The sequence below is a fragment of the Myroides sp. TSA_177.3 genome, from assembly GCF_052691955.1.
Window position 1 is genome coordinate 174,059 of sequence record NZ_JBQZGD010000005.1, and the last position, 21,776, is coordinate 195,834.

At 34.7% G+C, this 21,776-nt stretch carries 19 protein-coding genes and 1 other RNA gene; 13 read left to right on the forward strand and 7 right to left on the reverse strand.

The window, feature by feature from the left end:
- Both ACUTSE_RS07390 and ACUTSE_RS07395 read left to right on the forward strand, forming a co-directional pair.
- Entirely contained in the window at positions 1-1,791 is a 1,791-nt protein-coding gene (locus ACUTSE_RS07390; RefSeq protein WP_445639735.1) for a TrkH family potassium uptake protein, read from the forward strand.
- A 13-nt stretch (positions 1,792-1,804) separates the two neighbouring features.
- The gene (locus ACUTSE_RS07395; protein ID WP_002986645.1) at positions 1,805-2,488 is read left to right on the forward strand and encodes a potassium channel family protein; all 684 of its coding nucleotides are present in this window, start codon (positions 1,805-1,807) and stop codon (positions 2,486-2,488) included.
- A 449-nt stretch (positions 2,489-2,937) separates the two neighbouring features.
- On the opposite strand, the gene ACUTSE_RS07400 is transcribed toward ACUTSE_RS07395, so the two are convergent.
- Positions 2,938-4,122 carry a serine hydrolase domain-containing protein gene (locus ACUTSE_RS07400; protein ID WP_445639736.1) on the reverse strand — a complete coding sequence of 395 codons (1,185 nt, stop codon included), beginning with the start codon at positions 4,120-4,122 and terminating at the stop codon, positions 2,938-2,940.
- Between the two features lie 260 nt (positions 4,123-4,382).
- Here ACUTSE_RS07400 and ACUTSE_RS07405 point away from each other — a divergent pair, with 260 nt between their 5' ends.
- Entirely contained in the window at positions 4,383-5,222 is an 840-nt protein-coding gene (locus tag ACUTSE_RS07405) for a 1,4-dihydroxy-2-naphthoyl-CoA synthase (RefSeq protein WP_002986642.1), read from the forward strand.
- A 63-nt stretch (positions 5,223-5,285) separates the two neighbouring features.
- Positions 5,286-5,601: RNase P RNA component class A (rnpB, locus tag ACUTSE_RS07410), an RNA gene on the forward strand.
- Between the two features lie 52 nt (positions 5,602-5,653).
- On the opposite strand, the gene ACUTSE_RS07415 is transcribed toward rnpB, so the two are convergent.
- Together ACUTSE_RS07415 and ACUTSE_RS07420 are read right to left on the reverse strand one after the other, a co-directional pair.
- Positions 5,654-6,229 carry an RsmD family RNA methyltransferase gene (locus ACUTSE_RS07415; protein WP_445639737.1) on the reverse strand — a complete coding sequence of 192 codons (576 nt, stop codon included), beginning with the start codon at positions 6,227-6,229 and terminating at the stop codon, positions 5,654-5,656.
- Positions 6,226-7,017, reverse strand: coding sequence for a DUF3822 family protein (locus tag ACUTSE_RS07420; RefSeq protein WP_445639738.1), 792 nt, complete (start codon positions 7,015-7,017; stop codon positions 6,226-6,228). Before ACUTSE_RS07420 ends, ACUTSE_RS07415 begins: the two co-directional genes overlap by 4 nt.
- A 129-nt stretch (positions 7,018-7,146) precedes the next feature.
- Between ACUTSE_RS07420 and ACUTSE_RS07425 the strand changes: the two genes are divergently transcribed.
- Both ACUTSE_RS07425 and kdsB read left to right on the forward strand, forming a co-directional pair.
- On the forward strand, positions 7,147-8,586 hold the full coding sequence (locus ACUTSE_RS07425) for an ATP-dependent DNA helicase (RefSeq protein WP_445639739.1): 1,440 nt from the start codon (positions 7,147-7,149) through the stop codon (positions 8,584-8,586).
- An 80-nt stretch (positions 8,587-8,666) separates the two neighbouring features.
- Positions 8,667-9,404, forward strand: coding sequence for a 3-deoxy-manno-octulosonate cytidylyltransferase (kdsB, locus tag ACUTSE_RS07430; RefSeq protein ID WP_002986638.1), 738 nt, complete (start codon positions 8,667-8,669; stop codon positions 9,402-9,404).
- Between the two features lie 35 nt (positions 9,405-9,439).
- Here kdsB and ACUTSE_RS07435 read toward each other — a convergent pair whose 3' ends face one another.
- Together ACUTSE_RS07435 and ACUTSE_RS07440 are read right to left on the reverse strand one after the other, a co-directional pair.
- Positions 9,440-10,549: a hypothetical protein gene (locus ACUTSE_RS07435; protein ID WP_445639740.1), complete on the reverse strand. Its 1,110-nt coding sequence runs from the start codon at positions 10,547-10,549 to the stop codon at positions 9,440-9,442.
- 315 nt (positions 10,550-10,864) lie between these two features.
- A complete protein-coding gene (locus ACUTSE_RS07440) occupies positions 10,865-11,938 on the reverse strand; it encodes a branched-chain amino acid aminotransferase (protein WP_002986632.1) in 1,074 nt (357 codons plus the stop codon).
- Positions 11,939-12,365: 427 nt separating this feature from the next.
- On the opposite strand from ACUTSE_RS07440, the gene ACUTSE_RS07445 reads away from it, so the two are divergent.
- The 7 genes from ACUTSE_RS07445 (at position 12,366) to ACUTSE_RS07475 (ending at position 19,655) form a co-directional block, all read left to right on the forward strand.
- Positions 12,366-12,878, forward strand: a complete 513-nt coding sequence (locus ACUTSE_RS07445; protein WP_445639741.1) for a DUF4920 domain-containing protein — start codon at positions 12,366-12,368, stop codon at positions 12,876-12,878.
- Between the two features lie 7 nt (positions 12,879-12,885).
- Positions 12,886-13,332: a hypothetical protein gene (locus ACUTSE_RS07450; protein ID WP_445639742.1), complete on the forward strand. Its 447-nt coding sequence runs from the start codon at positions 12,886-12,888 to the stop codon at positions 13,330-13,332.
- Between the two features lie 7 nt (positions 13,333-13,339).
- Positions 13,340-14,011, forward strand: a complete 672-nt coding sequence (gene mnmD / locus ACUTSE_RS07455) for a tRNA (5-methylaminomethyl-2-thiouridine)(34)-methyltransferase MnmD (RefSeq protein ID WP_445639743.1) — start codon at positions 13,340-13,342, stop codon at positions 14,009-14,011.
- A 433-nt stretch (positions 14,012-14,444) separates the two neighbouring features.
- Entirely contained in the window at positions 14,445-15,761 is a 1,317-nt protein-coding gene (locus ACUTSE_RS07460) for a gliding motility-associated C-terminal domain-containing protein (RefSeq protein WP_445639744.1), read from the forward strand.
- A 12-nt stretch (positions 15,762-15,773) separates the two neighbouring features.
- Positions 15,774-16,706, forward strand: a complete 933-nt coding sequence (locus tag ACUTSE_RS07465) for a PorP/SprF family type IX secretion system membrane protein (protein WP_002986621.1) — start codon at positions 15,774-15,776, stop codon at positions 16,704-16,706.
- Between the two features lie 11 nt (positions 16,707-16,717).
- Complete coding sequence (locus ACUTSE_RS07470) at positions 16,718-18,679, forward strand: OmpA family protein (protein ID WP_445639745.1); 1,962 nt, start codon at positions 16,718-16,720, stop codon at positions 18,677-18,679.
- A 196-nt stretch (positions 18,680-18,875) separates the two neighbouring features.
- Positions 18,876-19,655: a hypothetical protein gene (locus ACUTSE_RS07475; RefSeq protein WP_445639746.1), complete on the forward strand. Its 780-nt coding sequence runs from the start codon at positions 18,876-18,878 to the stop codon at positions 19,653-19,655.
- A gap of 367 nt (positions 19,656-20,022) precedes the next feature.
- On the opposite strand, the gene mobB is transcribed toward ACUTSE_RS07475, so the two are convergent.
- A complete protein-coding gene (gene mobB / locus ACUTSE_RS07480; protein WP_445639747.1) occupies positions 20,023-21,309 on the reverse strand; it encodes a conjugal transfer protein MobB in 1,287 nt (428 codons plus the stop codon).
- Between the two features lie 3 nt (positions 21,310-21,312).
- Positions 21,313-21,741 (reverse strand): plasmid mobilization protein, encoded by a 429-nt coding sequence (locus ACUTSE_RS07485; RefSeq protein ID WP_445639748.1) that lies wholly within the window; start codon positions 21,739-21,741, stop codon positions 21,313-21,315.
- Positions 21,742-21,776: the final 35 nt, after the last annotated feature.

Here is a 21,776-nt window from a genome sequence, read left to right on the forward strand (position 1 = left end):
ATGCCGTTATTTTACCTCAAGGATGTCGTTGTGAATAAAATAAAGTACTTTTTAGTTCGCTTGCCGTTCTTGCTTAGTTTTATTTCTTTATTTGTCCTAATTTTTGATTTAGGTTTCAATACGTTGAACGATTATCACAGCCATTTGCACCATTTGTACAATGTGTGTTTGACCTTTGGTATGGTGATTATCATCTATCGGTATTACAGTGCTTTTCAGAAAAAGAAATTCCCCAGTTTAGGAGTTAAGATCTTCGATATTTTTAGCGTGCTTTTATTTTTGACGCTGGTCGTTGTTCGTTGGCAACCGGAACATACCATTCGTTTTTTTGATAGTAATGCGGTCATTTTCTTTGCTGTATTTATCATGCTTGTGCGTGAGTTTTCCATGTTGCAGCTCAACTTGAAGAAAACAAAGCTAACGCCTCCTCAGTTGTTTATCGTCAGTTTTTTGCTGATTATCTTCATTGGGGCCTTTATGCTTTCTTTTCCAAAAGCTACGGTTACACCAGGGAGTTTGCGTTATATTGATGCGCTATTTACCGCTACAAGTGCCGTATGTGTTACGGGATTATCAACGGTTGATATAGGGAGCCAGTTTACCCTTTTCGGGAAGACGGTGATGATTTTTTTGATGGAATGTGGAGGATTGGGAATCATGACTATTGCGAGTTATTTTAGCTATTTCTTTAGGGGAAAAGCATCGTACGGCAATCAATTGGTTTTAAAAGATGTGTCGTCTATTGATAAGTTAGGGGATGTTTTTGGAACCTTGAAACGCATTATGATTATCTCGGGTATTATCCAATTGATTGGGATGATTGCTATTTTTATCAGTATTCGAAATCAAGTATTTGATTCTATATACGAGCGAATATTCTTCGCTATTTTTCATGGAGTTTCTGCTTTTTGTAATGCGGGATTCTCCACTTTACCTGAAAATTTATATACCTTAGAATATCGATTCAACTATCCGTTGCAATTAATTATCGCTGGTTTATTTATTATGGGTGGTTTGGGCTTTCCCATCGTCTATAATGTTTATAAATACGTCAAGCACCTTATCGTGAACCGAATACTTCCTTTTAGTTTGAAGGAAGCAAGTGTATACGTACCTCGAGTAATTAATTTGAGTACAAAGATTATTCTTATTACAACAGCGGGGTTAATTGTAGGAGGAACACTTTTGGTTTATTTATTAGAATATAACAATACTTTATCTGAACATCACGGGATTGGAAAAGTGGTAGTGGCCTTTTTTACCGCTACTTCACCGCGTACTGCTGGTTTTGCTTCGGTAGATAATAATTTGTTTACTGTGCCTACGTTTTTAATTCTGATGCTTTTGATGTGGATTGGAGCGTCTCCCATTTCTACTGGAGGGGGAATTAAAACGACGACATTTGCTATTGCATTATTGAATATATGGACGTTGATGAAAGGGAAAACGAGAATCGAAGTCAACCGTAGAGAAGTAGATGAGTCTGCTGTAAGACGCGCATTTGCCATTATCTTTTTATCGTTGTTTAGTATTGGAGTTGCATTATTTGCTTTGACTTTTTTTGAGCCTAAAATCGATATTATTCGGTTGGCTTATGAAGCATTTTCAGCTTATAGTACAGCAGGATTGAGTACGGGTATTACAGCAAAACTAGCGGATCCTAGTAAAGTAACACTCATCATGTTGATGTTTGTAGGACGCGTGAGTATCTTGACGATTTTAATTGCAATTAGCAAAAAAGAAACGATAACCAATTACAGGTATCCAACAGAAGAAATTTTGATTAACTAATAGAAAAGTTAGGATGAAATATATAATTATCGGTTTAGGAAATTTTGGTGCTTCTTTGGCTCAAAAATTAACCGAACAAGGAAATGAAGTCATCGGAGTTGATAAAAATATGGCTCGCGTAGATGCAAATAAGGACAAAGTATCGCATACGATTTGTTTGGATTCAACGGATCAGTATTTAGTTGCGGGTTTACCTTTGGCTAATACAGATATTGTTATTGTTGCCATTGGAGAAGATCAAGGGGCTAATATTATGACCACTGCAGTTTTAAAGAATTTAAATGTCAAGCGTTTAATTAGTCGTGCGATTACACCTTTACATGAAAATGTATTACAGGCGATTGGCGTTGATGAAATTGTACACCCAGAAGAAGAAACAGCAGAGCGTTGGGCGAAGAAATTATGCATCAAAGGAGTGGTCGATTCGTATGAAATTAATGGACGTTATAGTATTGTTGAAATCACAATATCGGATCGTTTTGCCAATAAAACACTTGGGGAAATTGGCTTTAGAACCAATTATAACTTAGTTGTATTAACTACGTTGAAGGTGAGAGAAGAACGCAATTTCTTTGGTGCACAACGAAAAATTCACGAGGTACAAGGCATCGCTTCTTATGATACTGTTTTACACAAAGGGGATATCATGGTATTATATGGCGATAATAAAGATATTAAGCGCATATTGAATGATTAGTGAGGTTTGTACTTTGTGAGGTTTGTACTTTGTGAGGTTTGCACTTTGTGAGGTTTGCACTTTGTGAGGTTTGCACTTTGTGAGGTTTGCACTTTGTGAGGTTTGCACTTTGTGAGGTCTGCACTTTGTGAGGTTTGCACTTTGTGAGGTTTGCACTTTGTGAGGTTTGCACTTTGTGAGGTTTGCACTTTGTGAGGTTTGCTCACCGTCTCACCGCCTTACCCCTCATTGCCTCGTAATTCACACCCAGTATGTATCCCTGAGGGACGAAGGGTCGCATCCCGTGCTCACACCATGCTGTGGGGTATTGTTTTTTTGCAAATCGTCTTTAATCGAAAATTTACTTCTTTCCCTTTTCTCATTTCCTCTTTCCCATTGGTTTGTGAAATCTAAGAAATCACTTGTTACTTATGATTTATCATGAGCAAAAAAAAGAGTTGTAATTTACATTACAACTCTACATTTCCGACAGGATAATCTCCTAAATAATGAGATAAATCGATTGTCTTATACGTTAATTTCGAATACTTGTTTGAAAAGAGAATGATACAAGCATTAGAATCAGCTAAGCGAATATAAGAAGATGTATTTCCTCTCCACCAACCGTTGTGGTAGGTATAGTTTTTATTGTTCTTCATTTTGATTAAACGCATACCTAAGCCGTAGTTACGTGTGCCTTTGCTCTCAAAGCTATATCCTTCTGTCATTTGCGCTTTTAAATCAGCACTTAAAAAGTCATCCGAATACATTGCTGTATCTAATTTGAGCATATCTCTTGGGGTGGTGTAAATATTTTTATCCCCATAGGTACCATCCATATAATCCCAGTGCATTTCGCGGTAGTTTGAATTATAAGACTGAGTTACTTCATTTTTGTGTGTAATATCGTCAAAGACAAAGCTGTGGTTCATTTCTAGCGGATCAAAGATTAAATCGCGAACCACTTGTTTAAACTTTTTACCTGTTACTTTTTCAGCAATAGAAGCAAGAACAACATAATTGGTGTTGCTATAAGTAAAACGCGTGTTGGGTTTGAAATCCAAAGCAACGGTTTGACTCTTGATTACTTCTAGGACTTGGTCATTGGTAATTACATTTTGGCTGGTCCATTTGTTTGGGTAGTAGCCATAATATTTTAAACCACTGCGGTGACTTAGTAAAGTACGCACCGTAATATTCTCATAAGGAAAACCTTCGATAATTTCCGAAACAGGTTGATCTAAGCTCAATAAATCCTCTTGTACCAAGCGTAAAATAGTTATTGCTGTAACTACTTTACCCACTGAGGCTACGTGAATAGGCGTGGTTTCGGTAATGGCTTCATTTTGTCTTTTATTCGCATAGCCGGAATAGTTTTCATATAAAATTTTACCGTTTTGTGCTACTAAAAAGCTTCCTGTATAACCGCTTTTTTTGATATATTGATTGTAGAAATCTTCGATTTGTTGTCCTTTTTCAAGGATATATTCTGGTTTTAGTTCTTGAAATGAAGATTCATAAGGCTTATCAACAAAGACATTGTGCTCTTTGATGATGGGCATATTCAAGGCTAAATCCATAGTAGCTTCCTGTTGCTGTTTGCAAGAAGCGAAAGCTAATAAGCTAACTAAAGAGATTGCGAGTTTGGTATTCATTAGTCTTACTGTCTTTGTAGGGATTTTTTAAAGAAAAAACCAAATTAGTAAAAGTTATCGAATATCAAAGAAAAATCTCGCTAAACTTTCAGTTTACAAATGAAAAAAATAGGAAGTACGCAATCCATCTTCTTTTTTAAAGCGATAAATGCAAGATTGGTGATTTATTTCTACGGATAAGAGGAAGGCGTAGATTCTCTTGGTCTTTGTTTAGATATGAAGTAAAAAAGCAGTAATTTTACTCACAAATAGTAAAAGATATGAGTAAAATAGAATGGAAAACGGCGATCGAGTTTGAAGACATTACCTATAAAAAGTGTGATGGAGTAGCTCGTATCGCGTTTAATCGACCAGAAGTTCGAAATGCTTTTAGACCAAAAACAACGAGTGAGTTGTACCGCGCTTTTTATGATGCGCAAGAAGATACTTCTATTGGAGTTGTATTGCTTTCTGCAGAAGGTCCTTCACCAAAAGATGGCGTGTATTCTTTTTGTAGTGGAGGAGACCAAAAAGCGAGAGGGCACCAAGGGTATGTAGGAGAAGATGGAATGCATCGTTTGAATATATTAGAGGTACAACGTTTAATTCGTTTCATGCCTAAAGTAGTGATTGCTGTAGTACCTGGATGGGCTGTTGGTGGAGGACATAGTTTACACGTAGTTTGTGATATGACCTTGGCGAGTAAAGAACATGCTATTTTTAAACAAACAGATGCAGATGTAACTAGTTTTGATGGTGGTTATGGTTCTGCGTATTTAGCTAAAATGGTTGGACAGAAAAAAGCGAGAGAGATTTTCTTTTTAGGAAGAAACTATTCGGCTCAAGAAGCTTTTGAAATGGGGATGGTTAATGCAGTAATTCCACATGCTGAGTTAGAAGATACAGCGTATGAATGGGCACAAGAAGTATTAGCGAAATCACCAACTTCTATTAAGATGTTGAAATTTGCGATGAACTTGACAGATGATGGTATGGTGGGGCAGCAAGTATTTGCTGGAGAAGCTACTCGTTTAGCTTATATGACAGAAGAAGCGATTGAAGGACGCAATGCATTCTTAGAAAAACGCAAGCCGAATTTCCCTAAGAAATGGATTCCATAATAGATATAAAATAAAGTAAATAGTTTGTTCGCCTTTTCGCGGAAAGCTGTACTTTTGCAATCTTATGCAGATCGCCTTATCGCTGGTTTAGTAATAAACGAGAGGAAAGTCTGGACACCATAGAGCGGTATAGTGGGTAACACCCATCCGCGGAGCAATCCGTGAGGACAAGTGCAACAGAAAGGATGTACAGGTAATGCTGTAGTGAAATCAGGTAAACTCTATACGGTGAAATGCCATGTATATTTAGCGTTCGAGGGCTGCTCGCCCGATGCTTTAGGGGTAGGCAGATGGAGTCATTGAGTAATTGATGGCCTGGATAAATGATAAGGGTGCATTTCGGTGCATACAGAATCCGGCTTATAGATCTGCATTTATTTTTAAATCAATGTATAAGAATAAAAAAATCCACACCTAGGTGTGGATTTTTTTTATTCTTCTTCGTCTGTATCTTCGTCTTCTTCGTCCGATGCGTATTCAAAAAAAGTAAAGACAGATCCTCCGTAGTTCTTTTCAAAAGAAAAATGAGGGAGGTGTTCTAATTTTGTGAATTTAGAGTGCTCTACCACTAACATTCCCTCTTCATCTAAGAGGTTATTGTTTAAAATATCTGTTACAATTTTTTCAAATTGCTCTTGCGTGAAATCATAAGGGGGGTCAGCAAAAATAATGTCATAGGTTCCTTGATGTTTTTCAAGAAATTTGAATACATCCGATTTGTAAGGAACGATATTTAAATCAAAATCCTTTGCTGTTTTCTTAATAAAATTGACACAACCATAATCAGCATCAATGCTGACAATATTTTCCACGCCTCTTGAAGCAAACTCGTAGCTAATACTTCCTGTGCCTGAAAATAAGTCTAAGACTTGTAGCTCAGAGAAATTGAAGTGATTGTTTAAAATATTAAACAAAGCTTCTTTACTCATGTCTGTAGTAGGGCGAACAGGTAAGTTTTTAGGTGGACTTAGTTTTCTTCCTTTTAATTTTCCTGAAATAATTCTCATAGATGGAATAAAATATAATGTTGTTTGGGTACTTGATAATGTAAGAGGAGGGAAGGGGCAATAGTTGCTTGTTCCTCCAAAATTTCTACGTGTCGAATATACGTATAGGCCTGTTCAAACAAGCTGTCGTCTTTTTCGATACGACTTAACAACTTCAAAGGAACTGTTTCTGCATCCAGTTTGAGCTGTTCATATACGAATAATAAGTAGTAGATAAAATCTTGTGCAGTGTTATATAAGAAGGAGTTGAATAAAATTAATTGTCCTTCTTGTGCAACGATGAGTTCGAAGTGATCTTTTTGCACGTAGGCATATACTTCGATTTCTTTATTGTTTGCTGAAAGATCTAAGATGCGATCAACTAACGCCGTATTAATATGTTGATACGTAAATGCCCCAAGTTGATCTAACAATACATTATTGATTTGTACATAGGGAATATACACATTGTTGATGTTTTTAGCTGATAATTCATCAAAAGCAAAAAAATCAGTAGAAAATACTTTGGTGTTGTATTGTAAATACGATCCTAATGCCTGCTCGTCAAATAAGGCAGTTGGTACAAACGTATTGAGATTACTATCGTGTAAAACTAAAATATCCTCAAAAGGAGTGGATAAAATTTCATGTTTAGCAAAGAGGCTGTGCAACTGATCTTCAATTGGTCTATTTTGGTTGAACCCTTCCGAAGCAAAATGGTGAATTTGTTTCGATTCAATTTCTTGAATGATAAACGTAAATTTCTGAAGGGATACCTGAATGATAAGTTTGTTTAAGCTTTGCTCCATCGTTTTTGCACTAAATTTCTAACTGCGAATGCGAGAGACAAATTTAAACAATTTTAAGGGAGTATATTAGTCTTGGGGTAAAAAGCTTAGTATCTTTGGTGTTTTAGGTGTATTTAGGAGAATAATAGCATGAGAGGAACTGAATTTTACAAGGTATTACGACATCAATTTCCGTATGAACTGACGTTAAAACAAGATATTTTTTTACAGAAGATAGCCGAATTTATTACGGCAGATCAGCAGGATGAGTTGTTTGTTTTGAAGGGATATGCAGGTACAGGAAAGACGACTTTGTTATCTGTAGTAGTGAATCAATTGCGTTCGATTCAAAAATACGCCGTGATGTTAGCACCAACGGGACGTGCTGCTAAAGTGATTAGCAGTTATGCTCAGCGTTCAGCCTTTACCATTCACAAGTATATTTACTATCCTAAACCATTAAAAAATGGCGGAGGGATGCAGTATACTATGCGTCAAAATAAGCATAAAAACACCATTTTTATTGTCGATGAGGCTTCGATGATTGGCGATGGTTCTGCAGGTGATAGCAGTATGTATCCACATGGTTCTCTTTTGGATGATTTGATTTACTATGTGTATACAGGACAAAATTGCAAGCTAATCTTGATTGGGGATGTTGCACAGCTTCCGCCAATTAATATGACAGTAAGCCCTGCTTTGGATACGGACCAATTGGGGTTTCATTATAATATGCCTATTCACCATATTGAACTAGACGAAGTAATGCGTCAAGAAGAAGATTCGGGAATTCTCTATAATGCGACAGAATTGCGCATGTTGTTAGATTCCCATTTTATGGATACGTTTCAGTTTAATTTATACGGTTTTAAGGATATCATTCGCTTAACGGATAGTTATGACATTCAGGATGCAATTCTTTCTTCCTATTCTAATGCGGGACCAGAAGAAACGATGTTTATTGTGCGTTCAAATAAACGTGCCAATGCGTATAATCAGCAGATTCGAATGCGTATTTTAGATCGTGAAAGCGAAATAGCAGCGGGGGATTTGTTGATGGTCGTGAAAAATAACTACTATTGGTTGAAAGATTCTACTGTAACTGACTTTTTAGCTAATGGGGATATCATTGAAATTCTTCAGATTTATAAAACGGTTGAACTTTATGGTTTCCGTTTTGCTTCTGTGCGTATTCGCATGATTGATTATGAAGAGATGATTCCGTTTGATACTGTAATCCTTTTGGATACGTTAACGAGTGAATCTCCTGCTTTGACGTATGAGGAGAGTAATCGATTGTATCAAGAAGTATTATTGGATTATGAAGATGAAATCTCAAAATATAAAAAGAACCAGAAAGTAAAGGAAAACGAATATTTTAATGCTTTGCAGGTGAAGTTTTCTTATGCGGTAACCTGTCATAAATCACAAGGTGGGCAATGGGATACTGTTTTTATTGAACAACCTTATTTACCTGAGGGGATTAATCAGGACTATGTGCGTTGGTTGTATACAGCCATCACACGTGCGAAAAGCAAATTGTATTTGATTGGTTTTCAAGAGGAGTATTTTGAAGAACAATTTGATTAATCACCAGTAATAAATCAGGCATTTCTATGGTAGGAAAATCTTGAAATCCCTTATCTTTGATTGAAATTAATACAACCGATATGAAAGTAATTGCGGTAATTCCGGCTCGTTATGCCTCTACGCGTTTTCCTGCTAAATTAATGCAAGAATTAGGAGGAAAAACCATTATTCGTAGAACCTATGAAGCTACGGTAGCAACAGGGTTATTTGATGATGTTTTTGTTGTGACTGATTCACCTTTAATTTTTGATGAGATTCAAATGCATGGAGGTAAAGTAGTTCGCAGCATAAAAGAACACGAAAGTGGTAGTGATCGTATTGCAGAAGCCATTGCGGATATCGAAGCTGATATTGTGATTAACGTTCAAGGAGATGAGCCTTTTGTCAATAAAGATAATCTGGAACAGTTGATTGAGATTTTTAAAGAAGATACCGCAAAACAAATCGATTTAGCATCTTTAATGACGCCTATTCACGATTGGGCTATTATTGAAAATCCTAACAATGTGAAAGTAGTAGTGGATGAAAATAAAGTAGCGTTGTATTTCTCTCGTTCTGTTATTCCTTATCCTCGCGATAGAGAAACAGGGGTGCAGTATTACCAACATATCGGAGTATATGCGTTCAGAAGAGAAGCGTTGTTAGAGTTTACTACTTGGCCGATGAAGTTCTTGGAGGCGACAGAGAAATTAGAACAATTGCGTTATTTGGAATACGGTAAGCGCATTAAAATGGCGATTACGCACCACGTGGGAGTAGGTATTGATACGCCAGAAGATTTAGAACGAGCTAAAGCCTTATTGGCTAGTGGATTATAATAAAAAAAGAGAATCTATTTAGATTCTCTTTTTTTTTATCCGTTGTTTTCCTCTTGTCCTGTTGTTGTGGTTGGAGGAGTATCTGTTGTTGTACTGTTTTCTTTAGGTATTCCGTAAGGACGAGTATAAGGTCGTCTTATGCTGTCATATACTGTTGTTGGTTGTTGATTTTGTATAATCGGAATCAAAATTGTTGTTTTCCAAGAAGATGGTAAACGGTTATTGAAAGAAGATTGATTCAATTCAATAATCATTTTTCCTGCTGGATTATTCGTGAATACTTCTGATTTACTGATGATCGGTCTAATCTCTCTCAATGCTTTTGGTAGATGAGAATAATATCCCGAAACAGTGCTTTCAAAGTAAGAGCTAGCTTCTAACGTAGCTGTTTTAAATAGTTCTTCTTCGTTCAAGAAGATTGAATCGTGTAGTTTAAAACCATATTGAAAGGACAACGTCTGTGTTAATGGAGTGTTGTCAAAAACCAACAAGGGAGTAGTATCTACTTTAATATTATTTGCTGTACAAAACTCTGTTAATTTTGCGTGTAGCAATTCAATGGATGGTTTGATATCCGTATAGTCAGCAGTTCCGTCGAGGTAGATATAGTTCAACGGTGCTTTCTTAACCGATCCCGTTGTGGTTAGGTCATACTCTTTGTATTGTTTAATAAAAAATACAATAAGTCCATTGATGCTATTGTCAATCGCTTCTCCAACAACTTTATTAGGAGACCCTGAAAAGAACGTAAGGATTTTCGTTCTGAGATCAATCGAGCCTTCAAAAGAGAAATCTACTTTTGTTTTTTGCCCTTGTGTAGAGAAACGCCAAATGATGTTAGACAGTTTATTGTCATATAAGATATCTTGAGAGATACTATCATTGAGTTTTTCGTATTCTTTTCGAATTTGGTAGGTACCTATATTTGGTAGGTCAATGGCGTATACACCATTGGTTAATTTTTCTGTTGCAATCCAGTCGTTCCAGTTGTTTAAATCTTGAATGTATTGGTAAACAATAGGTTGAGGTGCATCTAATTCAAAGGATTTCGTTATTTTGAAATTACCACTTTGTGTCAATACAAAAACAATAAGCGAAACGCATAATAAGGTAATAAGCAGTAGGAAATACTTGAGAATTTTCATAGTAAGCAGTCGACAACCTAGGATTAGAAATTATTTAAGCACATTCTTTAGGATGAATAATGAACCAATGAAGGCAAGAAACGCGAGTAGAATCCACAATCTATTTTTGTAGTACTTTCTATGAAGGTTAAGATCTTTACGATACATGATGATCAGTACAATCGTAAAAACAACAATAAAGAAAAGCGCGAATTGAATTTGCCCTGGTGTAAACATAATAAAGATTTTAGCAAAAATAAGTAAAAACCTTCAATATAGCGCATAAAAAAACGGCAGGATGCCTGCCGTTCTTGAAATAATATCCTTTTGGGATACTTATATTTTTTCTGTCCAGTTGAAAGTATCTTCAATTGCTTTTTGTTGAATACCTTGTAGGTTTGTTTTCAACATGATAGCATAAGAATCTTCATCTTTTACATTTGGTAATTCGTAGTATTTTTGTTGGTAAGCAAAACCTTCAATTTGTCCGATAGTTACTGCAGTTCCAGCACCAAAGATTTCTAATAATTCACCTTTAGCATGTGCATCCAATAATTCTTGAACAACGATAGCGCGTACTTCAACGTTGATTCCTTTGCTTTTAGCGATGTCAATTAAACTCTTTCTTGTAACACCATCTAAGATACGCTCACTAGTAGGAGCTGTAATTAAAGTATCTCCAATTCTGAAGAATACGTTCATTGTACCAGCCTCTTCTAATTTTGTATGTGTAGCATCATCAGTCCAGATAATTTGTTGGTATCCTTCTTGTTGTGCTAATTGAGTAGGGTAGAACTGTCCACCGTAGTTTCCAGAACATTTAGTATAACCTACACCTCCGTTAGCTGCACGGCTATAGTGCTCAGCAACTTGTACTTTTACTTTTCCTGAGTAGTATGTACGAGCAGGAGAACAAATAACACAGAACATAAATTCGCTAGATGGTCCTGCAACAACACCTTCGTGTGTACCAACCATAAATGGACGTAAGTATAAAGAGTTTCCTTCTCCTTTTCTAACCCATTCTCTATCTAAATCTAAAAGTGCTTTTAAACCATCAATAAATCTTTCTTCATCAATATGTGGCATAGCCATACGTTCTGCAGATTTATTAAAACGAGCCCAGTTCTCGCGTGGACGGAATAACCATACATCGTCATTATTATCTTTGTACGCTTTCATTCCCTCGAAAATAGCTTGCCCGTAGTGGAAAACATTAATTGAAGGTGCGAAACTCATCGGTCCATAAGGTTTGATTTCCACTTTTCCCCATTTACCATCTTTATAATGACAAACCAACATATGATCCGTGAAAATAGATCCAAATTTTACATTCTCGAAATCAATTGAATCGACTCTAGACTTTTCTATTTTATCAATAGAAAGTTCAAATTTTGTTTCTAAACTCATTTTATAGTGTTTTTTTAAAAGTTGTTGTTGTATTAAATAAAACGTTCAAGCAGCTTTTTTTTATTCAACTGCCTTACAAAAATAGCAAAAAAAGTCGCTATTTCTCAATTTAATTTAAAGAATATTTATGTAGCTGAATAAAATATTATATTATCAAAAAAAAACTTGAGAAAATTTAGAATACTTTGAATTTGTTTGTGTAAACCATTCGTTTTTAGTTTATTTTTTTGATTTACTTAGACCTGTCTTTATTTGCTACTAAAAAGGATGTTTTTTTATTTCTAGATAGTAAAATGGAAGAAACTGTGGTTGTTTTTTCTTTCTTATTAATAAGGAAGAAGAAATCGAGTTGAAATGGTATACTACAGTTAATTTTCATTTTGTTTTTTAATTATCTTTGATGCAACTATATTTTTAACACAATCAAATGAAATATCTCGTATTAAGCCTAGGATTACTTGCTTTAGCAACGACTAGTTGTGCAAAGAAACAAGAGCAGCAAGCAACAGAAGAAGTCGCAACAACACCAACGAAAGAGTATGAAACGTTTGGACAAGATTTAGATGCTCAATTACCTGTTTTATCGAAAGAAGAAATGTGGAGTAAATTTGATCATTTAAAAGAAGGGGATACCTTACAAGTTGCCTTTACGTCTACGATTAAAGAAGTATGTCAGAAAAAAGGATGTTGGATGCAAGTGGATTTAGATCAAGACAAAAGTAGTTTTGTTCGCTTCAAGGATTATGGCTTTTTTGCACCAATGAATGCTGCAGGGCATGAAGTGGTGATGCAAGGAAAAGCTTTTGTATCTGTGGTGTCTATTGATGAGTTAAAACATTACGCTAAAGATGCAGGTAAAAGTGAAGCTGAAATAGCTGCGATTACGGAACCTAAAGTGACCTATGCATTTGAGGCAGATGGGATTGCAATTGCTAAATAAGGAATATATGATACGTTTAGGCGTTGTGATGTTATTTCTTTGCTTGTGTGTGAGTTGTAAAAAGGAATCCAAAGCAGAAACGCAAACCAAGACCGTAGAAAAAGAAAGTGCGTTTCAATTGTATGAAATGTCTGAAATGGCGGCATTAATGGAACAGATGTATGTTGATAATCAACGTATTCGAGCACGTATTATGGAAGGATTACCCATCGATAATACAATGCCTAGTTTGCATCAGCGTCTATTTTCGGCAGTAATGACGGATCCTTCAGATAAAGATTTGTTTTTTGAAACACAAGCACAAGCCTTTATTCAAGTTGAAGAAGAATTTTATGCTGATCCCAATCAACAGACAAAAGAAAAATTCAACGCTATTGTTGAGGCTTGTTTAAGTTGCCATCAAAAGAAATGTGGCGGACCTATACCGAGAATAAAAAAATTATTGATTCCTTAATAGTATAATGAAGAGAAGGATTATAGTCACTTCAGATGGTTCTCATTCGCTAGAAGTAGAAGAATGGGGAGAAACGTATCATTCGATTCACGGGGCGATACAAGAATCTAACCATGTTTATATTGAACAAGGACTGATGAAGTTTATGGATCGAGACGAAATAAAAATACTTGAGTTTGGTTTAGGAACAGGATTGAATGCCTTTTTAACTATGGCTAACGTCGTGCCAAAAGGCAAAAAATTAGTTTACCATACTATTGAAGCGTTTCCACTGACAGAATCAGAATATAGTGTATTGACTTTTCCTTCGCTGGTATCTGACTTTACGGAAGGAGAAGTATTGTTCAAGGCTTTACATCAAGCATCTTGGAATGTTGAAGTAGATGTACATCCACAAGTAAAAGTACAAAAGCTACATGCAACATTCGAAACTGTAGCTGTACAACAATCTGAGTTTGACCTCGTCTACTTTGATGTTTTTGGCTATCAATTTCAACCCCATTTATGGTCTGAAGCTATTTTTAAAACAGCCTATGACAGCTTAAAAAAGGGAGGGATGTTGGTGACTTATGCTTGTCGAAATCCAATTAAAAGAAACATGAAAGCCGCTGGATTTACTATTGAAATTGTAGCTGGTCCACCTGGCAAAAGAGAAATGCTTCTCGCATATAAAAATTAGAAAACTTTCGTTTTGAAAAACCACTAGCAAACCACTGGGTATCTAGTGGTTTTTTTATGGCCTAAAGTTAAGTTGTTGATTTTTAAAGCCTCCTATTTTAAAAAGTATTGTTTTATTATTTTTTTAAAAAAAATAAAATTATCATAAAATTACTTTTTAAATGAAAGGATTGAAAAATGTATTAAAAAACAATTGTTGTAGTTCTAATATTTCTTTTTTATGTTAAAAATGTATTATTTATCAATGTTATTATTAAATTAATTTTACTTTAATATTCTGTTGTATTTGGTTTTGATTTAATTTTTTATTTAAATTTATGTGAATTTTAATATATGTGTATTAAAATTAAGATATGTTTTAGTGATTCAATATATTGGGTAGTATAGTGATACTGGGCAATAGAAAGGAATACCAACCATTAAATAAAACTTATATGAGTCAGAATTATTTCAAATTAACCTCCTTGCTGCTTGTTTGTGTTCATACCTTATCTTATGGTCAAGACGAATCGGAGCATATTCAACTAGTGAATACGGGTTTATTCAGTGTTCGTCCAGAAACCATATTATCTACTCGGTCCGATTTTACAAATACAGCTTCTGGTACTTTTGTGAATGATGGGAGCGTGTATTATTATAAGGATTTTACAAATGATGGTTATTATGGAATTTCTTCTTCCATGAAGAGTTCTTCTACTTTTTTTATAGTATCTAATTCTTCCTTAGCAAAGAGAATCACTGGAAATAGTTTGGCTTCTTTCTACAATATTGAATTTGACAGCGAACTAAATGGAATTGCTTTTGACTTAAAGAACAATATTGATATTTCAGGTTTGGCTCACTTTAAAAATGGTATTGTACAAGTAGATCCAACAAAAAATGCTAGTACTTCAGTTTCTAATGGTATGGTTACTTTTCTAGCAGGAGCACGACATGAGAATGTTGGCAATCACAGCTTTATTGAAGGAGCAGTAGAAAAGAAAGGAAATGATCGTTTTGAATACCCTATTGGATATAAAAAATATTTTCGTCCAGCAGTGATTAGTGCACCAGATGACATTTTAGCCACTATTGTGGGGCAATATTATTTAGAAGATGCTCCGTTTTTTGCAGCACACAAAAAAACAGCAGGGGTAATTAAGGTGTTAAATGAGAAAGAATATTGGCGATTGGAAGGGAATTTAAAACAACCGAATATGGTTGTCTTGAGTTTGGATTGGCACGAGGAAACTACCCCTCCAGAATTACTTAAAAATCCAGAAGAGGAATTACATATTGTCCGCTGGGATGCCAAACAACAACTATGGGTAGATGAAGGCGGTGTAGTGGATATGTCTCTCAATAGGGTAACGACAGTCGCAGAAATTAAAGATTTTGGTTATTTCACGCTAGCCACAGTAAAAAAGGATTGGATTATTGAAGGTGATGTAGTGATTTACAACCTAGTCACACCAGATGGAGATGGTAAAAATGATTACTTCATTATTGATAATATCAACAAATATCCCAATAACCGCGTAGAGATTTACAACCGTTGGGGGGTAAAAGTATATGAAACTACCGGATATGATCCAAAAGGAGATGGAAGTGCAAATGTATTTAGAGGCTATTCAGACGGTAAGATTAGAGTGGATAAAAATAAAAAATTACCAAGTGGAACGTATTACTACGTAGTGACTTATGAATACAAAGACGCTAATGGTAGTCGTATGATTAAGAAAGCGGCCAATTTACACGTAGAGACCAATTAAATCCCAAAATAGATGAGACTAAAAAACACAATAAAGACTTTTGTTCTTGGAGGAGTAGGCTTGTTTTGTATGGAACAATCCTATGCACAACAAGATCCACAATATACGCAGTATATGTACAACCACTCGAACATCAACCCTGCTTATGCGGGAAGTAGAGAAGGGTTGAACATTTTTGGTTTGTATCGCACCCAATGGGTGGGATTAGAGGGAGCTCCTAAAACAGCAACTTTGTCTGTCAATACTCCTTTGGGTGAATCAGGATTGGGATTAGGGGTAAGTTTTGTCAATGATCATTTAGGTGTGATGGATGATAATACTTTAGCGGTTGATTTATCTTATGCTGTGAATCTGAACTACAACTATAAGTTAGCTTTTGGATTGAAAGGGTCTGCAAATTTACTAGATGTCAATTACAGTAAGTTACATATTTACAACCCGACAGATCCTGTAGCAGAAGATGATATTAAAAATGAATTTAATGCCAATATAGGGGCGGGATTATTCTTGTATTCAGACCGGGCTTATGTAGGTGTTTCGGTACCCACATTACTAACTCGTTCACGCTATGACGATAATAATGTCAAAACAATGCGTGAAAAAATGCACTTGTATGTGACTGGGGGGTATGTGTTTGACCTAAATCCAAACATCAAGTTTAAACCAGCTGCTATGGTGAAAATGGAACAAGGATCTCCTCTGCAAATGGATGTGTCAGCCAACTTCATGTTTGTAGATAAGTTTACCGCGGGAGTTGCTTACCGATGGGATGCTGCCGTGAGTGGTTTAGTTGGTTTTCAAGTGTCAGATCAGATTATGGTTGGTTATAGCTATGATGCTGAAACTTCCAAATTGGCTCGATATAATTCAGGATCTCATGAAATCTTTATGCGATTCACTTTGTTTAATAGCTACAAGCGCGTTGCTGCGCCAAGGTTCTTCTAATGGGTACAAGTATGGTGAAACAGATAATACAACTTGGAATATTAAGTATAGCCTTGGGCTTAAGCACAACAGGTTATAGTCAAATTAAAAAGGAAAAACAGGCTGATAAAAGCTTTGATCGATTGGCCTATGTTGATGCCATTAAAGTGTATGAACGCATGACTAATCAGGGATATGTCAATACCTCTATTCTGCAAAACCTCGCCGATGCTTACTATTTTAATGGAAAATTAGTAGAGGCAAATACCTGGTATACGGAACTTTTTGAGGGGAATTATGAAGATAAAGAACTGGCCAAACTACCTTCAGAATATTACTATCGCTACGCACAAACTTTAAAGTCAGTGGAAGATTATACAAAATCGAAACAAATGATGGATCAGTTTGCAGTATTAGAACAGCGAGATTCTAGAGTAGAGTTATATAGCAAAAACCGCGATTATTTGGCTCATATTGAAAATCGATCCGATCGCTATGATATTAAACGCTTAGATTTTAATACAGCCTATTCAGATTATGGCGGAACCCTGCTTGGGGATCAATTTATATTTACATCAGCACGAGCTACTGATCAGCAAAAGGATAGTAAAATCCATGCTTGGACAAATGAAAGTTATACCAGTTTATATCGTTCAACGATTGGCCAAAGTGGTTTTGGAGAACCAGTACTTTTTGCACCAGAAATTGACTCTGAGGTCAATGATGCAACAGCTGTTTTTACGCAAGATGGCAATACCATGTATTTCACGCGTAACAATTCCAAAGCAAGTGGAAAAAGCAAACAAAATAAAGAGAAGAACTCTTTGTTGAAATTGTATAAAGCAGTAAAACAAGCGGATGGAAAGTGGGGGCAAGTAGAGGAATTGCCTTTTAATTCGGATAATTTTAATACCGCCCATCCTGCATTAACACCAGACGATAAGTGGTTGTACTTTGCTTCTGATCGACAAGGTACAAGAGGGCAATCCGATTTATTTCGCGTGGCGTTATATGAACATGAGGGATATGGTCCGGTTGAAAATTTAGGTTCCTCCATCAATACAGAAGGTAGAGAAAATTTTCCTTTTATAGCTTCTGATTATCAGTTGTATTTCTCTTCTGATGGGCATCTAGGTTTAGGAGGATTGGACATATTTACCGCTAAGATTTATCCTAATGGAAGTTTTGGTCCTGTCGTGAATATGGGAACCCCTATTAATAGCAGCATGGATGATTTTGGGTTCTACTTGGATCCCAAACAAAATAAAGGATTTGTTAGTTCAAACCGCGCAGAGGGTAAAGGATCAGATGATATTTATTTCCTTGCTGAAAAACCATGTAAACAAACGATTGAAGGAACAGTATATGACAAAGATACCAATGAAATCGTCGCGAATGCCTTGATTGTTATTTCAGATGCGCTTTATCAAAAATCAGATACACTTTACACCGATGCGAAAGGATATTATATCACTTCACTTTTAGATTGTGGATATAAGTACCGCATTAAAGCAGAAAAAGAATCCTATAATACCGTTGAAGTTGCTTTTAATGTAAATCGAGAACCTGGGGTAAAAACAGTGAATATCGGCTTAGAAAAAGCGGAGAAACCGCTAGGCTTAAACGATGATTTATTTAAAAGACTCAATTTACAACCGATTTACTTTGATTTTGACAAATCGAATATCCGCAGAGATGCTGCGATTGAATTGATGAAAGTAGTAGAGGTAATGAAAGAATACCCTGCCATAAAAATTGATGTTCGCTCTCATACAGATAGTAGAGGAAATGACGATTACAACATGAGTTTATCTGATCGTCGTGTGAAATCAACCATTCAATGGATGATTGAACAGGGAATCGATCCGAGTCGTTTGACTGGACGAGGATACGGAGAAAGTCAGTTGCTAAACAAATGTAGCAATGGTGTACCATGTACTACTTCGGAACACCAAGAAAATAGACGTAGTGAATTTATTATTAAAGAAATTTAATTGAATAACGATGAAACAAAAGTTGCTATGTAAAAAAAATAAATTTATTTCAAAATATGATTTTAAAAAATAGATAATATTTAAAATTCATAATCAATTATTAATTAAATAGACATTCATAAATCCAAGAATCTAATAATTCAGATTTTATTCAATATTTTGTAGAGTTATTAGATTCTTTAAAAAAACTAAAATTATGAGAAAAATTATATTTTTTGTAGTTGTGTTGTTCGCAAATATTATGCAAGCACAAACAGGAATCAATACGCAAAATCCAAATGCATCTTTAGAAATTGCAGCATTGCCAGATCAAGCTAATGTTGTAGATGGTCTTATTGTACCAAAGTTGACAGGAGATCAACTTAAAGCAAAAGACAATTTATATGGAAACAATCAAGAGGGAACAATGATCTATATCATTAGTCCATCTTTAATAACTACACCTAAAACTATTAATATAAAGAAAGAAGGGTATTATTATTTTGATGGAACCGTATGGGTAGGTATTACTCCGCAAGGAGAAGGAGTAATACCTGATTATAATGATGGTATTGCTAGAGTTGCTTTAGTCGCTATTAATAACAATACAACAGGTCCTGCATCAGCAAATACTTTTGTTAAGTTCTCTTATCCTTTAGTTAATAAAATAGATAATAATTTGATTACTAAATTAAATAATACAACTTTTTCAGTAAATGAATCTGGTTATTATTCATTTACATTTTATGGTGTATTACGTTCAGGGTCTAATCAAGGAGGTACAGGAAGTGTACAAATAAAATTAAATCAAGGAGGGACTAGTAATGTACCTATAAATATAAATATTGGTTATGGAGTAGGTAGTAGTAATATGAATTTAGGCATGAATGGACTACTTTATCTTAATGAGGGTGATGAATTTTCATTTGAAGGAAGGTATACTCGCTCTATTACCATAGGTGAAAGTAATTTAGGAATTGTATATATGGGAAATTAAGAATTATGTTCAATAGTAAGTATTTATATTTAAAAAATAAATTAGATTCCAATAACTCTACACTAGAAAAAACTTAAATTCTAAATTATACTGATTTTGAATTAAAACTTATTAGAAGAGATACAATTCATGAATAGATTAAGATAAAGAAACTATTAAAAAGAAATATCTAATTTATTAAATACAGAAGTATCTCTTCTACTTAAACGACAACTAATAGTGAAATACATAAAAAAAAAATCATTGATTTAAAAATAATGTAAAGGCCTGCGAAATTAATAAATTTGCAGGCTTTTTTATATTGTAATAATAGATTCAAAATATTTAAAAGTGTTCAAAATATAAATACCTAATTCGGGGCTACATCTTACTGAGTCCTTTTTTTCTTCTTTCTCCTCATTTTCTGCTCAAACATTAACTCCTCATAATCTAATTCTTGATTATTATCAAAGAGGTTAAATAATGATATATATTCAGTAGTACTAAAGCTCATTGATTCCGAATTCAGATACTCAAACATAGAATGCAATTCAGTTTCATTTGAATCAACATATTCATTAGATATTTCTAGGTTTTGTGCTGTTGTCGTTAAATTAAATTGTTCCTCTGTCCTACTCCACTTTTTACTTAGTGTATTAGCAGAAAGTTCTTTACTTAAATCAGAGCCCTTATAGACACTTTTTGAATTATGATCGATAAAAGTTACGCCATAGATACGATTGTTTTTGTTCTGGAAGATAACAACGTTTATTCCTTGGTTTAAAAGTTCTTCTTTGAATTCTTGTAATGAAGTTGTTGTATTTAAAGCTATTTCAATAGTTTGCTTTAGATTCGTTTTACTTGATAAGGTTTTTAGATTCTCTTTTGAGGATTTAAAGTGGTTTTCAAGCTCTTTATTGCTTACATTTTTTCCAAATAAAGATGCCTTAAACGGATTACTTACTTTCTCTCCTTTTCCATTTAAAGCAAAGTACACTAAACCTTGTTTGGTTTGTCCATTGTAAATAGCTTCCACCCTTTCAGCTCTGATATTAAATAGAGATAATAAGGCATTATAACTTGTTAGACTATCATACTTATAATACTTGGGTAGATATCTTATTACTGAGGCTATTTGAGCTTTTAAGTTATGCTTAGTATAAGCAACTAGTGTAAATTGAATTTGTTTAGATTCCTCATCTGTTTGACTTATAGAAGAAGTCAAATTGAATTTATTTTCAATTTCACGACAAGCTTTCATTGATTTTAGATGATCATATTTATCATCTATTTTCTTTCCTTTTAAGTCTGTACAAACGGTAACAATATGGATATGCTCTCTTTCTATATCACTGTGCTTATAGACAATATAGGGCTGATTTTCATAGCCCATAGTATCCATATACTGCTTGGCTATTTCGTTTAAGGTCTCATCAGATAATTTATCATTAGGATTCGTATTTAAAGAAATATGCCGTACAACCTTTTCTGTCTTGTTATTTAGAAGTAGATAGGGTTCAAAGTGGTTATAGAGTTGAGCAATATAATTTGAAAAGTCGTTGGGTTCCGGTAGATTGTTTGTAAACAAAACAGAACCTTGTCCTTTATCAACTTTTAATTGATTGTAGGACAAAGCTCCTATAAGATTACTTCCTTTACCAATCTTAGCTATCATAACTTATAGATTAGTATTAAGATACTTGTCTTCAAACTCCTTGGTTAGCTTGATAATGTAATAACAAAGCTTTGATAAGTCCTTTGTATACTCTTCAAGTTTTGAAATAGAACGTTTCGCTCTATTTTCAGAGAAGTACTGGTTACATAACTTTACCATTTGATTATAGTTCACTCCTACTACTCTAAATTGATTAAATAGTTTAGTTAGTGTAGCATGATATTGCAGTGCTGCTACATCGACCTTGACTGTTTTAATTTGTCTATCAAAAAGCATAGAAACAAGAAAGCTTGCTTTGTTTGTCATTCCTGATGATGTAAACAAAGCAAGCAATCGTTGGTCTTCAGATTCAGTAAGTCTGAAAACATGTCTGTATTTTTTAGGATCGGATTTTAGTTTTCTTCCTCCTTTGTTTTTATTGGTAGTTTGCATAGTTTCTTATTTTTAATACTATCAAAATAAGACTC